The following is a 15,598-nucleotide window of genomic DNA, read 5'->3' on the forward strand; positions in this document are numbered from 1 at the left end:
CCGCCCGATACCTGTTCCCTGCTCTGTTAGGCATGCGGTCCTGCTGACGACAGCGCCTCCCGGAAGGCCTCCTGCCCACTGAATCTGTGGTGGAGATGTCCGAGCGGCAAAAAGAACGACGACACGCTTGAGGACCAGACCATGCATTTGCTCCAATCCGCGCACGCACCTCGTGCGCGCGGGCTCTCTCATGCCCAATTTCAGGAATCCGACGGAGATCGGATAACGGTTTCGCGAAAATTCAGTGGTGGCGTCTGCCCCTGGTTGCTCCCTTCCTGCCTGCTGATGGCAGCGTCTCCCGCTGATGCCATTGAGCGAAATTTCGGTGAAGTCGAGGCGACGCTTTCGGGCTCATTGAGCGCCGGGGCGATATGGAGTACCGAGTCCGCCGACGAGGCTTTTGTCTTCGAGGGGAATGCGGACGCAGCCGGCTTGAACGGCAGCGGTTATAACCCCATTGGAGGACGCAACAATGATGATGGGCGTATCAACTACGCGGATCGTGAGTTGACCTCGACACCTATCATCTTCACGACTCAGCTTGATCTGGAGTACCGCAACGTCGGGGCGCGTATTGCCGGCAAGGCCTGGTACGACCTCTATCAGGAACATCACGAAGTGCCCTTCGGCAGCCTCGCCAATGGCTATGCCAGCAACGAGCCTCTGGACGACAGCAACTACGATCGGGAGTCACGATTCAAGGGCGCGACTTTCACCGAGGCCTACGTCTACGGCAACTTCGATGTGGCCGATCATGACTTGATGGTGACTCTGGGCGACCAGTATCTGCCCTGGGGAGAGAGCAAGTTCTTCGTCAATGGCATCAATACCATCAACCCCTATCGTCCGGCGGCACTGCGCATGCCGGGCGACAATCTGCGTCTGCCGACAACGTTGCTCAGCGCGGAATTCGAACTGACCAACAAGTGGCAGATGGGGGCCTTCTATCAGTTGGATTGGGACAGCACCGTGCTCGATGGTTGTGGTACGGCGTTCAGTACCCACGACTATGTGGCGGGAGGATGTAGCGGGGCTGTCATCGGCAGTGGGGCTGTACCCAGTGACGTGAATGATCCCTACGGCTATCACAATGACTTGATGATCGAGCGAGCGGGTGACAATACGCCGAGTGACATGGGGCAGTTCGGATTGAGTCTCGGATATCATCCCAATGAAGACACCGCGATAACTGCCTATGCCATGAATATCCACTCGCGTCGGCCTTATGCCAGCGTCATTTCGGGGGGGTATACCAGCCCGGACGACAATGGCCTCTCGCCAGGCTGGCGGCCACCGACAGACTCGAGTTACGACCCGGACCTCAATGCGAAGTACTTCGCTGACTATCCCGAGGATATTCAGATATTCGGGCTGGGTTTCCACACCAGGTTTGGTCAGGCCACTCAGGTCTTTGGTGAATACAGCTTCCGCCATGATCAGCCGCTGCAACTGGCCACCTCTGACCTGATCGCCGCCTTCGCCCGGGACCCGGAGCTGCTTTCCAATGCCATCGGTGAAGACATCACGTTGGCCGATGGGGCCAGATCAACTGCGCCGGGAGACACCTTCAATGGCTACGACCGCTATGACGTCTCGCAACTGGCTTTCGGCGCCATTCAGCCGATACCCAACGTACTCGGCTCCAAGGCGCTGGTGCTGGTGGGCGAGGTCGGCATGAAGTACGTCCATGACCTGGCAGATCTTGAGGACCGCCGTTATACCAAGGGCGACCGATTCGGAACCGATCTGGCGCAGGGCAGCGAGATTGGTTGTGCCATCGGCACACCCAACGCGGATTACACCGGACGTGGATGTTCCAGTGATGGTTATGCAAGCGATTTCTCCTGGGGGTATCGCCTGCGCGGTCAGTTGATCTATCCCGATGTCGTGCCGGGCCTGACGCTAACGCCCTATGTCATGTTCGGACATGACGTCTCTGGCTGGTCCTATGATGCCAACTTCGTCGAGGACCGGCTGTTGGGCAGTGCAGGGCTCAAGGCCGAATATCAGGATCGCTACTTTGCTGAAGTCCTGTGGGCAGGCAGCGGCAACACGGATTATGCCGATACGGATTTTGACTTCATCACGGCGGCGGCTGGCTTGAAATTCTGAGCCGGGGCGCGATAAGGCGACATACCGCATTGGCCACCAATATTGATGACGCATAACGAGTGCTGGTCCGACAGTTCGCCGTCGAGGCCGGCCGATTCACATCGCGGTGCATGCATTACTTCTACTGCAACAGCCAGAACTGCAACAGCCAGAACAGCAACAGCCAGAACAGCAACAGCCAGAACAGCAACAGCCAGAACAGCAACAGCATGCCCAATACCCGGTAACGACAACCATAACGACGAGGAAACGCCATGACTCGACTTCCCTTTGCTGCTTCGGTGCTGACTGCGGCGATCGCCCTGGGCAGCAGCAGCTTGTGCTGGGCTGAGTACAACGAGGCCATTACGCCGAAATCGGCTACTGCCGCCACTCAAGCGGCCAATGCGGCAGTACTCGAGGAGTTGGATTTTGCCGATCGCAGTGACTTCGAGGATGCTCAACGTGGGCTGATCAAGGCCACCCCGGATCTGGTGGTCAAGGATGCCGATGGCAGGGTGGTATGGGATGTATCTGTGTATCAGGAATTTCTGCAGGGGGATGCGCCGGATACCGTGAACCCCAGTCTGTGGCGTCTGGCACAGCTCAACAACACTCCGGGCCTGTACGAGGTCACGGATGGCATCTATCAGGTCCGCGGCTTTGATCTCGCTACCATGACAGTCGTGCGTGGCGATACCGGCTGGATCGTCATCGACCCCTTGACCACGGCGGAACCTTCAAGGGCCGCGATGGAACTGGTCAATAGTGAACTGGGCGAGCGTCCGGTCACTGCGGTTATCTATACGCACTCCCATGCCGATCACTTTGCCGGAGTGAGAGGCGTCGTCTCTCGGGAACAGGTGGCGGCAGGAGATGTCCGTGTCATCGGGCCGGAGCATATTACTGACCATGTCGCCAGCGAGTCGGTATTGCTGGGTAATGTGATGAGTCGGCGTTCCCAGTACATGTTCGGCTTCGGGCTGCCGCGCAATGCTCAGCAGCAAGTGGATGCGGGCCTGGGCAAGGGAGTCTCCAACGGGACCTTTACCTTTATCGAGCCGACCGAGGAGATCACCGAGACCGGCCAGACCTTGACGGTCGATGGTGTCGATATCGAGTTTCTGATGGCGCCGGGCACCGAGGCCGATGCGGAGATGGTGTTCTACTTCCCGGAGCAGCGTGCGTTGCTGGCCGCGGAGATTCTCAATGCTTCATTGCACAACATTCTCACGCCTCGCGGGGCGAAGATTCGCGACGCTCTGGTCTGGTCCGGAGCGCTGGATGAGGTATTGCAGCATTTCGGTGATCGTACCGATGTGGTGCTGACCTCGCATTACTGGCCGCGCTGGGGACAGGAAGAGGTGCATGACTACATCGAGAAGCAGCGCGATATGCTCAAGTATCTCCACGATCAGACGCTGAGGTTGGCTAACCTGGGCTACAAGCGTGACGAGATCGCCGAAGCCATCGAAATCCCTGACAGCCTCGCCAACGAGTGGTTCAACCGCGGTTACTACGGCACCATCGAGCACAATGTAAAAGGTATCTATCAGCGTTACCTTGGCTTCTGGAGTGGCAACCCGGCCACCCTGGACCCGCTGCCTGAACAGAGCGCTGGTGAGCGTTATGTCGAGGCCATGGGCGGTGCCGAGGCGGTAATGGAAATGGGCCAGGCAGCCTTCGATGAAGGCGACTACCGCTGGGGCGCCATGCTGATGAACCATCTGGTGATGGCGCAGCCGGACAACCAGACGGCCCGTGAGCTTCAGGCGGATATCTTCGAGCAGCTGGGCTATCAGGCGGAGTCCGCTCCGTGGCGCAATATCTACCTGACCGGTGCCCGGGAACTGAGAAATGGCTTCGACCCTGCGAGTGTGGTGACAACGGCCTCGCCGGATATTCTCCAGGTGCTGCCCATCGAGCAGATCTTCGACCTGCTGGCGGTACGCCTCAATGGCCCGAAGGCCGATGGACTGGAACTGGACATCGACTGGCACTTCACTGGTGATGAGCCGCAGGAGTTCCGCATGAGTCTGGACAATTCGGTACTGCGTTATCGCAATGGCATTGATGAAGGCGCCGAGGAGCCCGATCTCAGCCTGACCCTGAGCCGGGACGTGCTCAACAGGGTGCTGTTGCAGCAGACCAGCCTGGGTGCCGAGATCGAGGCCGGTAATGTGACCACCGAAGGCGATGTTCAGGTACTGGGCCAACTATTCTCGCTGCTGGACAACTTCACTCCGACCTTCCCCATCGCCACCTCGGCGGTACCGGCGGGGGAAGACGGCGAGGAATGATCCCGGCCGATTGATGACGCCCGTTCAGGCGAGCGCCAGTAGATAGCGGTAAACAACAGAAGCCTCGTGGAATTACCCTCGAGGCTTCTGTATTTACGCTGATCTGCGCAGCACCATCATGCCAGCCAGGAGAGCGGGTGATGTTGTATTGCTGCTCCAATGATGTACAGGAAGATCAGTATGGCGACTACGGCAGCGGCCCCACGAATGGCTGGTGTTCTGCCACGTTTGATGGCGATGGTTCCCACCAGAATGTAGGCCACAAGGCCAATCAACTTGGCGGCCAGCCAGGGGTGTTGGTGCGGCCAGAAACGCAGCATCACCATCAGCGATATGCCCAGCACCAGTAGTGCAGAATCGACAAGGTGCGGCACAACGCGCACCCAGCGTGCATGCAGCTGTGGTGCTTCCCGTACCGACCACCAGGCACGCAACATGAACAACGCCAGGCTCAACCCGGCGAAGGTCATGTGCAGGTGTTTGATCAACAGATAATCTGTCGTCACTCAGCCATCCCTGTCGGTCCTTCCGCCAGTACGTCCCGGCACATGCCTGACGTCAACGCATCAATGAACCGTCCATGCCATCGTCGTCCAGTGAGAAGCCCTCGACGCCGATTTCTGCCTCCAGTGCCAGCAGGTAATGACGCAGCGCCATACGGGTCGCCTGTTCCGTCAGCTCGCGAACTACCCGTTCCTGCACGGCGTTGTAGGATAGAGGACGCTTCTCTCTGTGTTCATCCACATGGACCACATGCCAGCCGTAGCGTGATGCCAGTGGGCGGTCATGCAGCCCCTCCGGCAGGCGTGCGAGCGCTCGATCAAGTTCGGCGACGGTCTGTCCCGGGCTGAGCCATCCCAGGTCACCCCCCTGGTCACGTGATGGGCAGGAGGAATATCGTTGAGCCAGATCGGTAAAGTACTCCTTGTGCTGGGTCAGGGTCTTGATCAGTCTGGTCGACTGACGATATTGGCGGTCACGTTCTTCAGCGTCGTCTGGCGCGGCGGCCAGCAGGATGTGTCGAACCCGGTATCGTGGAGGTTCGCAAAAGCGCTCTGGATGATGATGGTAGAAACGCAGACAGGCCTCCTCATCAGGCTCCGGTACCGTCAATTCCTGCTCCAGCATTCGGGCGATGTCGTTTTCCCCCGGATCACTGAATCCATCGCTGTGTAGCCCGAGGGTGATGGCACGCTGGCGCAGCAGTTCCTGAATGACAAGTGCTCGGGCCGCCGACCTGGCTGCGGTATCGCGGTCAGCGGCAGGATGGAACTGCATTTCGCCTGCCACCGCGGCCTCATCGATCACTCCGTCGCCGACTCGAATCTGCAGGTTGCTGCCGGGGACGTTCTCTACGGGAATGGTCTGCATGTCGGGACTCCTTCAGGCGCGTCGTCTGACGATCTGGTAGCGACGGCCGAGGTAGCCGAGGGGCGCACTCCAGGCATGCACCAGTCGCGTGAACGGGAAGATCAACACAATGGTCAGCCCGATGAAGATATGGACGTGGTAGATCCAACTGAGCCCGACGAGATGAGCGGCGGCATTGCCCTTGAAGAACACGATCGCCTGGGCCCATTGCGCCAGTCGCACCATGACCCCGCCATCAAGGTGCTGCATGGCGGCGGGAATCGTCAACAGTCCCAGGGCGACCTGAAGGACCAGCAGCAGCAGGATCAGGTTGTCCATGGTGCTGGAGGTTGCCTTGACGCGTGGGTCTGTCAGGCGGCGGATCAATAGCATGGTGCCGCCGACCAGACACATCACGCCGGCGATGCCGCCGACCAGAATAGCCATGATCTGTTTGTTGCCTGCGCTGATGAAGGGTTCATACATCCAGTGTGGCGTCAGCAGCCCTACCAGATGGCCGAAGAAGATCACCAGAATGCCGACATGGAACAGTGGGCTGGCCCAGCGCATGCGCTTCGAGGACAGCATCTGGCTAGAACCGGTCTTCCAGGTGTACTGACCGTGATCGAAGCGCATCAGGCTGCCGATCAGAAACACACTGCCTGCCAGGTACGGGTAGAGGCCAAACAACAAGGTATGCAGGTAACTCATGTCACACCTCCTGAAGGTTGGGAGGGAGCGCGACCGAGGTCGTCGATGCGGATGGTTTCCGGTTGTACGCCATTGCGGCGTTGAGCCATGCGTTGCCCCTCGGCGGATTGCAGGGCGCAGTCCTGGTCGGAATCGGCAGAGAAGCGCACGGCTTCTTCTTCCCAGACCGCATCGAGAGCGGCGGGAGTGGTGTCATCCGGCTCCTGCTGTGCCTGGTCGCGGTGGCCATCGATCAGTGATTCTTCGCCGATCAGGCACAGCAATGTCAACGGAATCAGGGAGTAATGGCGGTTTCGTGTCTCCAGTCGAGCCGTCAACAGTGCCAGGATATGGCTGATGTCCCCCAGCCAGCGGGCAATCTCGTGGCCGGGCTGAGTCGACAGGTATTCCAGAAACAGTGGCAGGTGATCGGGAAGCTCGCGACGGTCAAGGCTGAAGCCTGCCTCTTCGTATTGCCCGAGCAGATCGACCATGGCCTGGCCGCGATCGCGGGACTCACCATGCACATGTTCGAAAAGCAGCAGTGAAGTGGACCGTCCCCGATCAAACAGCTCTACATAGGCGGCCTGGTTGTCGAGTAATGGTGTCTCTGCCAGTTGCCGAGTCCACTCCATCAGTTCGTGACGTGGGGCTGAGGAGGGCAAGGGCATGCGCTCGAATGCCACACGAATCTCCGGTGTGGCAGCCACCAGCTCTGCATTCGGGTAGTCCAGCATCCGTGCCAGGGCGCGGATACCCAACGTCAGCGCATCAGCCATGACGTGCCTCCTCACCAGTCGGGTCATATTGCTCGACCTGTACCAGGGTACTGTTCTGCTTGCGTCCACCGAACAGGCTGGCATCGCTGTCGCCGCCCTGGCAGCCATTGCCGAAGGTGAAGCCACAGCCGCCGCGCTCCGGGAAGGCATCTCTGGCCTGCTCGCGGTGGCTGGTGGGGATCACGAAGCGATCCTCGTAGTTGGCGATGGCCAGGTAGCGATACATGTCCTCGACCTGAGCTTCACTGAGCCCGACCTCGTCAAGCAAGGAATGATCGAGCTCGCCATCGACATGCTTGCCGCGCATGTAGTGGCGCATGGCCATCATGCGCTTGAGCGCTAGAATGACCGGTGCTTCGTCCCCCGCGGTGAGCATGTTGGCGAGGTACTTGACTGGAATCCGCAGTGACTCGACATCGGGCAGAATGCCCTTTTGCTCGACATGGCCAGCGTCAACGGCGGACTGGATCGGCGACAGCGGCGGCACATACCAGACCATCGGCAGGGTGCGGTATTCCGGATGCAGCGGCAGGGCCAGTTGCCAGTCCATGGCCAGTTTGTAGACTGGCGATTGTTGAGCGGCCTTGATGACGCTGTCCTCGACGCCATCCTGCCTGGCCTGAGCGATGATCTCGGGATCGAAGGGGTCGAGGAATATCTCGCACTGGCGCTGGTACAGGTCGCGTTCGTCAGCACTGGCGGCCACTTCTTCGATGCGGTCAGCGTCATAGAGCAGCACGCCGAGGTAACGAATGCGTCCGACACAGGTCTCGGAGCACACGGTCGGTTGGCCGGCTTCGATGCGGGGGTAGCAGAAGATGCACTTCTCGGATTTTCCGGACTTCCAGTTGTAGTAGATCTTCTTGTACGGACAGCCGGAGACACACATTCGCCAGCCCCGGCACTTGTCCTGGTCGATCAGTACAATGCCGTCTTCCTCGCGCTTGTAGATGGCACCGCTGGGGCAGGAGGCCACGCACGCCGGGTTGAGGCAGTGCTCACACAGACGCGGCAGGTACATCATGAAGGTGTTCTCGAACTGACCGTAGATGTCGGCCTGAACCTGGTCGAAGTTGACATCCTTGCGCCGCTTGGCGAACTCGGTGCCGAGAAGTTCTTCCCAGTTCGGGCCCCATTCGATCTTGTTCATGCGCTGGCCGGAAACCAGTGAACGCGGTCGGGCGACCGGCTGGTGCTCCCCCTGCCTGGCCTGATGGAGGTGCTGATAGTCGAAGGTAAACGGCTCGTAGTAGTCGTCGATCTCCGGCAGATCCGGGTTGGCGAAGATATTCGCCAGTACTCGCCACTTGCCGCCGATACGTGGCTCGATGCTGCCGTCCTTGCGACGTAACCAGCCACCCTTCCAGCGTTGCTGGTTCTCCCATTCCTTCGGATAGCCGATGCCCGGCTTGGTCTCGACGTTGTTGAACCAGGCGTACTCGACGCCTTCGCGACTGGTCCAGACGTTCTTGCAGGTGACCGAACAGGTGTGGCAGCCGATGCACTTGTCGAGGTTGAGGACCATGCCGACTTGAGAACGAATCTTCATTTGCTGGCCTCCTGTACGCTGTCGTTGCCTTCTCCGTCGAGCCAGTTGATGTGCTTCATGCGACGTACCAGCACGAACTCATCGCGGTTGGAGCCCACGGTGCCGTAGTAGTTGAAGCCGTAGGATAGCTGGGCGTAACCGCCGATCATGTGGGTCGGCTTGGGGCACACTCGGGTGACCGAGTTGTGGATACCACCGCGGGTGCCGGTGACTTCCGAACCGGGAACGTTCACGATGCGCTCCTGGGCGTGGTACATCATCACCATACCGGGCTTGACGCGCTGACTGACCACCGCACGCGCGGCGATGGCACCGTTGGCGTTGTACAGCTCGATCCAGTCGTTGTCCTCGACGCCGATGGCACGAGCATCGTCCTCGGACAGCCAGACGATGGGGCCACCTCGCGACAGGGTCTGCATCAGCAGGTTGTCGGAGTAGGTAGAGTGAATGCCCCACTTCTGGTGCGGCGTCAGGAAGTTGAGGGCGATCTCTGGGTTACCGTTGCTACTCGGCGCTTTGAGGCTGGTGGCCGCCTTGGTATCGATGGGTGGGCGATAGACCAGCAGGCTTTCGCCGAAATCGCGCATCCAGGCGTGATCCTGATAGAACTGCTGGCGCCCGGTGACGGTTCGCCACGGAATCAGTTCGTGGACGTTGGTGTAACCGGCATTGTAGGACACGTGCTCATCTTCCAGCCCAGACCAGGTGGGGCTGGAGATGATCTTGCGCGGCTGGGCCACCACATCGCGAAAACGAATCTTCTCCTCTTCCTTGGGGCGAGCGAGGTGAGTGTGATCGTGTCCGGTGATCTTCGACAGGGCATCCCAGGCCTTCACCGCCACCTGACCGTTGGTCTCCGGGGCCAGCGACAGGATCATCTCGGCGGCGTCGATGGCGGTATCCAGTTGTGGCTGTCCTTTGGCCGGGCCGTCGAGCTTGACGTGGTTGAGGCCACGCAGCAGTTCGACTTCCTTCTCGGTCTTCCAGTTGATGCCCTTGCCGCCGTTGCCGACGTTCTCGAGGAGCGGTCCAACCGAGGTGAAGCGTTCGTAAGTCTCGGGGTAGTTGCGCTTGACCTCGATCAGACTGGGCATGGTCTTGCCGGGGATCGGCTCGCACTCGCCTTTCTTCCAGTCCAGCACTTCAGGCTGAGCCAGCTCCGACGGACTGTCATGCTGTAGCGGAAGGGTCACCAGGTCGGTTTCCTCGCCCAGGTGGCCGATGCAGACCTCGGAGAATTTCTTCGCGATGCCCTTGTAGATATCCCAGTCGCTGCGCGCTTCCCAGGCCGGATCGGTAGCCGCGGTCAGCGGGTGGATGAAGGGGTGCATGTCCGAGGTATTGAGATCGTCCTTTTCGTACCAGGTGGCCGTCGGCAGCACCACATCCGAATACAGGCAGGTGGTGGACATGCGGAAGTCGAGGGTGGTCAACAGATCGAGCTTGCCTTCCGGGGCCTCTTCGCGCCAGGTCACTTCTTCCGGCATTCGCGCGCCCATGGCGCCGAGGTCCTTGCCCTGAATACCGTGGCGGGTGCCCAGCAGGTACTTGAGCATGTACTCGTGACCCTTGCCGGAACTGCCCAACAGGTTGGAACGCCAGATGAACAGGTTGCGCGGAAAGTTCTGCGGGTTGTCGGGATCTTCCGAGGCAAAGGACAAGCGCCCCTCACGTAGCTGCGAGACCACGTAGTCACTGGTCGCCATGCCTGCGGTGGAGGCTGCTTTTGCCAGATGCAGCGGGTTGGTGTTCAGTTGCGGAGCGGAGGGCAGCCAGCCCATGCGTTCGGCGCGCACATTGAAGTCGATCAGGCTACCGGAGTAACGCGAAGCATCCGCCAGTGGAGAAAGTAGTTCGCTGATATCCAGCTTCTCGTAGCGCCACTGGCTGGAGTGATTGTAGAAGAACGAGGTGCCGTTCATGTGACGCGGCGGGCGCTGCCAATCGAGACCGAAGGCCAGAGGGGTCCAGCCGGTCTGCGGGCGCAGTTTTTCCTGGCCGACATAGTGTGACCAACCACCACCACTCTGACCGACACAACCGCACAGGATCAGCATATTGATCAGGCCACGGTAGTTCATGTCCATGTGGTACCAGTGGTTCATCCCGGCACCGACGATGATCATGCTGCGACCGTTGGTCTTGTCGGCGTTGGTGGCAAACTCACGGGCAATACGAGTGCACTGGGCGGCACTGATCCCGGTGATCTTCTCCTGCCAGGCTGGCGTGTAGGGGCGTACCTGGTCGAGGGACGTGGCGCCATCATCCTCGCCGGGTTGACCATCGATCGTCAGGCCCCGGTCGATCCCGTAATTGGCGCACATCAAGTCAAACACGGTGACTGCCAGAATCTGTCGACCATCCGCCAGCGTCAGGCGCCTGGCGGGCAAGTGATGATAAAGAACCTCGTTGCCTTCGACATGGTTGAAGTGCTCACGGGCGATGCCGCCGAAGTAGGGGAAAGCCACTCTGGCCACTTCATCATGGGCATCGATCATGCTCAGTCGCAGGTTGATCTGCTGGCCATCGGCATCCAATGGCTTGAGGCTCCATTTGCCCTTGCCATTGGCGTCCTTGTCGTCGCCCCAGCGAAAGCCGATCGAGCCCCGGGGGACGACCAGTTGGTCACGCTGCTCGTCCCAGGCCACGGTTTTCCATTCGGGGTTATTGGACTGCCCCAGACCGGCCTCGAAGTCCGAGGCTCGCAGTTGCCTGCCGGGCACCAGGTTGCCATCGTCACGCTGCTCCAGTTCGACCAGGAACGGCATATCGGTGTAGCGTTTGACGTAGTCGGTGAAGTAGCTGCTCGGCTTGTCGAGGTGGAATTCCTTGAGGATCACATGCCCCATGGCGATGGCCAGAGCCGCATCGGTGCCCTGTTTGGCCGACAACCATTCGTCGGTAAGTTTGGAGACCTCGGCATAGTCCGGAGTGATGGAGACCGTCTTGGTGCCCTTGTAGCGGACCTCGGTGAAGAAGTGTGCATCCGGGGTGCGGGTCTGGGGAACGTTGGAGCCCCAGGCAATGATGTAGCCGGAGTTGTACCAGTCGGCGGATTCCGGCACGTCGGTCTGTTCACCCCAGGTCTGTGGTGACGCTGGTGGCAGATCGCAATACCAGTCATAGAAGGACAGACAGACACCGCCGATCAGTGATAGATAGCGAGCACCAGAGGCATAGGAGACCATCGACATGGCGGGAATCGGTGAGAAGCCGATGACGCGGTCGGGACCGAATGCCTTGATGGTGTAGACGTTGGCGGCGGCGATCAGCGTCTGGACTTCTTCCCAGTCGGTGCGTACGAAGCCACCCATGCCGCGGGCACGCTTGTACTGGTTGGCCAGAATTGGATCCTCGACGATTGATGCCCAGGCTTCCACTGGATCGCCGTGTTGATCCAGTGCGCGCCGCCAGAGGCTCACCAACTGCTGGCGAATCAGCGGATATTTCAGTCGGTTGGCACTGTAGAGATACCAGGAATAGCTGGCGCCTCGTGGACAGCCGCGTGGCTCATGGTTGGGAAGGTCGGCTCGGGTGCGTGGGTAGTCAGTCTGTTGGGTTTCCCAGGTGACCAGGCCATTCTTGACGTAGATCTTCCAACTGCAGGATCCGGTGCAGTTGACGCCATGGGTGGAGCGCACGACCTTGTCATGCTGCCAGCGTGAGCGATACCCATCTTCCCAGTCACGCGTTTCATCACGAGTTTCGCCGTGGCCACCCGCAAACCGGGGAGGGCGCCTGGTGAGATATCTCAGGCGATCGAGAAAATGACTCATGGTTGTCTCCTCCTTATGGTCGCGTCACGGTGCGACCTGGCTGGACGGTCTTGATGCCGTTCTCGCGCCGCTATATCCGGATTTCTGCCCCCTTTCGGCAGTAGTAGAACCACGTCAGTGCTGTGCAGATGGCATAGAAGACGATGAAGCCGGCCAGTGCCGTAGCCACGCTACCGGTCAGGTCGATGGAACTGCCGAAGGCTTTGGGAATGAAGAAGGCGCCATAGGCTCCGATTGCCGAGGTGAAGCCGATGGTGGCGGCTGACTCCCTGTCGGCATGAATCCGTTGCTCGTCCTCGCCAAGCCCCGGCATCAGCCGAGGTACTTCATGGCGAAAGATCACGGGAATCATCTGATTGGTGCTGGCATTGCCGACACCCGAGGCGAGAAACAGCAGGATGAAGGATGCAAAGAAGCCAACGAAGGCCCAGGTAGACCCTGATCCAGCAAGGAATAACAGTACGCCCAGCACGCCCAGGATCATCACCAGAAACACTCCCAGGGTGACTCTTGCTCCACCAACACGGTCGGCCAACCCGCCGCTCCAGGCTCGGCTGAGCGCCCCGACCAACGGGCCGAGGAAGGCGAACTGCAAGGCATCAATCTCGGGAAACTGGGTATGAGACAGCAGGGGAAAGGCAGCCGAGAAGCCAATGAAGCTGCCGAAGGTACCGGTGTAGAGCACACACATCAGCCAGTTGTGCTTGCGCTTGAAGATAACCGCCTGCTCCTTGAAGGATGACCTGGCACTGGCGATGTCATTCATGCCGAACCAGGCGGCCACGGTTGCGATGACAATAAAGGGCACCCAGATGAAACCGGCGTTCTGTACCCAGAGCTCTCCGCCTCCTTCCGAAACCTGGCCGGAGCCCGTCATGACGGAAAACACACCAGTGGCAATGACCACGGGGACCAGAAACTGCATGACTGAAACCCCGAGATTCCCCAGACCGGCATTCATGGCCAGCGCCTTGCCTTTCTCCTGGGCGGGGTAGAAGAACGAGATATTGGCCATGCTCGAGGCGAAGTTTGCACCCCCGAAGCCACACAACAGCGCCAGTATTGCCATCACCAGGTAGGGGGTGTCGGGATTCTGCACCGCAAAGCCGATCCAGGCGGCCGGCAGTAGCAACGAAGCGGTGGAAATGGCAGTAAAGCGTCTGCCACCGAAGATCGGTACCATGAAACTGTAGAAGGCACGCAAGGTAGCGCCGGACAGCCCCGGTAAAGCGGCCAGCCAGAACAGCTGATTGGGGCTGTAGTTGAAGCCGACCTGAGGCAGTTTGGCTACCACCACTGACCATACCATCCACACCGCAAAGGCCAGCAGCAGGCAGGGTATGGAAATCCACAGGTTACGCCTGGCAATCCTTGATCCTGTCTGCTCCCAGAAAACCGGGTCCTCGGGGAGCCAATTCTGCAGGACGAATCGTGAGGGAGTGGAAAGCTCGGGAAGATCGGTGGACTCGCTATTGTTGCGTATCTCGACGCGGTTGGCCTTGAGAATCGCGTAGTGCATCCACGCCAGGGCGGCGGCCACAATCACGAACAGCAGCATGAAGCTGCTCTGCCAGATGCCGATCACATCATTGAGCATGCCGAAGGTCAGCGGCAGAAAGAACCCTCCGAGACCGCCGACCATTCCTACAACACCCCCCACCATACCAACGCTGTTGGGATAGTAGACCGGGATATGCTTGAACACCGCCGCCATGCCCAGTGACATGAAGAAGCCCAGCACCATGGTCAGCAGAATGAAACCCACCAATGGCATAGCCAGAGAGAAGGTGATTGAGCCCTGCACTCCCTTGACGATGTAGTCGGTGGGCGGGTAACTGAGCAGAAAAGTACACAGAATCGAGGCCAGAAAGGCCCAGTACATTACCCGGCGTGCGCCATAGCGGTCGGACATCCAGCCGCCGAGAATGCGGAACAGGGAAGCGGGAATGGTGTACAGGGCCGCAATGACGCCCGCAGCGGCCAGCCCCAGGCCGTAGACCTCGATCAAATAGTGAGGCAGCCATAGCGCCAGGGCCACAAAGCCCCCGAAGACGAAGAAGTAATAAAGTGAAAAACGCCACACGCGTAGATCCGTCAGTGGCGACAACTGCTGAGCAAGCGGTACTGATGCCGCCTTGCGCTGTGCTGCCTGAGGATCATTTTCTGCCAGCAGCAGGAAGGCAATGCCCATGATGGCGAGCACGCTGGCATAGACCACCGCTGTGCCCTGCCAACCCATCGCCAGCAGCAGGAAGGGGGCGCAGAAGTTGGTGACGGCGGCACCGACGTTACCCGCGCCGAAGATACCCAGGGCGGTGCCTTGATGCTCCTTGTCATACCAGGCCGAGGTATAGGCGACCCCGACGATGAAGGAGCCGCCGGCCAGACCTACACCGAGGGCGCCAACAAGCAACATGGTGTAGCTGTTGGCAAAGGTCAGAAGGTACACACAGGCCGCGCTGAACAGCATCAACAGGCTGAAGACCCAGCGCCCCCCGAAGCGATCGGTCAGCACACCAAGAAACAGGCGGCTGACTGAGCCGGTCAGTACAGGTGTTGCCATCAATAGGCCGAGCTGTGTGTTCGATAGCCCGTAGTCGTCCTTGATCTGTATCCCGAGTATCGAGAACAGCGTCCACACTGCAAAGCAGAGTGTGAAGGCAAGCGTGGAGATGCCCAGAGCTCTTCTTTGCCGCAGGGGAGAAGCCACATCCGAGTCAGCCATCAGATTCCCTCGCGAGGCACGGGTAAGCGTTCCTGCACAGTTCGATCTTCGATGCCTGGAGAAGAGTAGACGCAGTTCTGCAGTTCTGCAGTTTTGCAGAGGCGGCTACGTTGAATGCAGGGCCTCGCGTTGTGAGGAGGTATGCATGTAACGGTAGAGATATTGGTGGCTACGAAATAATCGATATTCGTAACCATGCCGTTTCCTCTGGCACCAGTTTTCTTTCGGTTGTCAGGGCCAGCATGTCAGTTGTAACAATGAGTTAGCTCATTCTAATTAAAATGTAAGAGATCTCTTACAAAAAATTAAGATATGGCTTACGTGTCGCCTGATAGCAA

The 15,598-nt window shown here is 59.4% G+C and carries 10 protein-coding genes; 2 read left to right on the top strand and 8 right to left on the bottom strand.

Going from position 1 to position 15,598, the window contains the following annotated elements:
* Nucleotides 1-141 precede the first annotated feature (141 nt).
* Nucleotides 142-2,112, top strand: coding sequence for a DUF1302 domain-containing protein (locus BUE38_RS07260; RefSeq protein WP_200802158.1), 1,971 nt, complete (start codon nt 142-144; stop codon nt 2,110-2,112).
* A 121-nt stretch (nt 2,113-2,233) separates the two neighbouring features.
* On the opposite strand, the gene BUE38_RS23355 is transcribed toward BUE38_RS07260, so the two are convergent.
* On the bottom strand, nt 2,234-2,368 hold the full coding sequence (locus tag BUE38_RS23355; RefSeq protein ID WP_255320740.1) for a hypothetical protein: 135 nt from the start codon (nt 2,366-2,368) through the stop codon (nt 2,234-2,236).
* On the opposite strand from BUE38_RS23355, the gene BUE38_RS07265 reads away from it, so the two are divergent.
* The gene (locus tag BUE38_RS07265; RefSeq protein ID WP_073434369.1) at nt 2,367-4,391 is read left to right on the top strand and encodes an alkyl/aryl-sulfatase; all 2,025 of its coding nucleotides are present in this window, start codon (nt 2,367-2,369) and stop codon (nt 4,389-4,391) included. The genes BUE38_RS23355 and BUE38_RS07265 overlap by 2 nt on opposite strands.
* Nucleotides 4,392-4,507: 116 nt before the next feature.
* On the opposite strand, the gene BUE38_RS07270 is transcribed toward BUE38_RS07265, so the two are convergent.
* The 7 genes from BUE38_RS07270 to BUE38_RS07300 form a co-directional block, all read right to left on the bottom strand.
* Nucleotides 4,508-4,897, bottom strand: a complete 390-nt coding sequence (locus BUE38_RS07270) for a SirB2 family protein (protein WP_143166228.1) — start codon at nt 4,895-4,897, stop codon at nt 4,508-4,510.
* A 52-nt stretch (nt 4,898-4,949) separates the two neighbouring features.
* A complete protein-coding gene (locus BUE38_RS07275; protein WP_073434370.1) occupies nt 4,950-5,762 on the bottom strand; it encodes a peptidylprolyl isomerase in 813 nt (270 codons plus the stop codon).
* A gap of 12 nt (nt 5,763-5,774) precedes the next feature.
* Complete coding sequence (gene narI / locus BUE38_RS07280) at nt 5,775-6,452, bottom strand: respiratory nitrate reductase subunit gamma (protein WP_073434371.1); 678 nt, start codon at nt 6,450-6,452, stop codon at nt 5,775-5,777.
* Entirely contained in the window at nt 6,449-7,210 is a 762-nt protein-coding gene (gene narJ / locus BUE38_RS07285) for a nitrate reductase molybdenum cofactor assembly chaperone (protein ID WP_084541802.1), read from the bottom strand. Before narJ ends, narI begins: the two co-directional genes overlap by 4 nt.
* Entirely contained in the window at nt 7,203-8,759 is a 1,557-nt protein-coding gene (gene narH / locus BUE38_RS07290; RefSeq protein WP_073434373.1) for a nitrate reductase subunit beta, read from the bottom strand. The genes narJ and narH overlap by 8 nt, the downstream gene beginning before the upstream one ends.
* The gene (locus BUE38_RS07295; RefSeq protein WP_073434374.1) at nt 8,756-12,535 is read right to left on the bottom strand and encodes a nitrate reductase subunit alpha; all 3,780 of its coding nucleotides are present in this window, start codon (nt 12,533-12,535) and stop codon (nt 8,756-8,758) included. The genes narH and BUE38_RS07295 overlap by 4 nt, the downstream gene beginning before the upstream one ends.
* Nucleotides 12,536-12,605: 70 nt before the next feature.
* A complete protein-coding gene (locus BUE38_RS07300) occupies nt 12,606-15,260 on the bottom strand; it encodes a nitrate/nitrite transporter (protein ID WP_073434375.1) in 2,655 nt (884 codons plus the stop codon).
* Nucleotides 15,261-15,598 lie beyond the last annotated feature (338 nt).

The organism is Halomonas cupida (assembly GCF_900142755.1).
GTDB lineage: Bacteria > Pseudomonadota > Gammaproteobacteria > Pseudomonadales > Halomonadaceae > Halomonas > Halomonas cupida.

Coding starts and splice junctions, on each gene's coding strand:
- BUE38_RS07260 (WP_200802158.1), top strand. CDS start 142: ATGCATTTGCTCCAATCCGCGCACGCACCTCGTGCGCGCGGGCTCTCT.
- BUE38_RS07265 (WP_073434369.1), top strand. CDS start 2,367: ATGACTCGACTTCCCTTTGCTGCTTCGGTGCTGACTGCGGCGATCGCC.
- BUE38_RS23355 (WP_255320740.1), bottom strand. CDS start 2,368: ATGGCGTTTCCTCGTCGTTATGGTTGTCGTTACCGGGTATTGGGCATG.
- BUE38_RS07275 (WP_073434370.1), bottom strand. CDS start 5,762: ATGCAGACCATTCCCGTAGAGAACGTCCCCGGCAGCAACCTGCAGATT.
- narI (WP_073434371.1), bottom strand. CDS start 6,452: ATGAGTTACCTGCATACCTTGTTGTTTGGCCTCTACCCGTACCTGGCA.
- narJ (WP_084541802.1), bottom strand. CDS start 7,210: ATGGCTGATGCGCTGACGTTGGGTATCCGCGCCCTGGCACGGATGCTG.
- narH (WP_073434373.1), bottom strand. CDS start 8,759: ATGAAGATTCGTTCTCAAGTCGGCATGGTCCTCAACCTCGACAAGTGC.
- BUE38_RS07295 (WP_073434374.1), bottom strand. CDS start 12,535: ATGAGTCATTTTCTCGATCGCCTGAGATATCTCACCAGGCGCCCTCCC.
- BUE38_RS07300 (WP_073434375.1), bottom strand. CDS start 15,260: ATGGCTGACTCGGATGTGGCTTCTCCCCTGCGGCAAAGAAGAGCTCTG.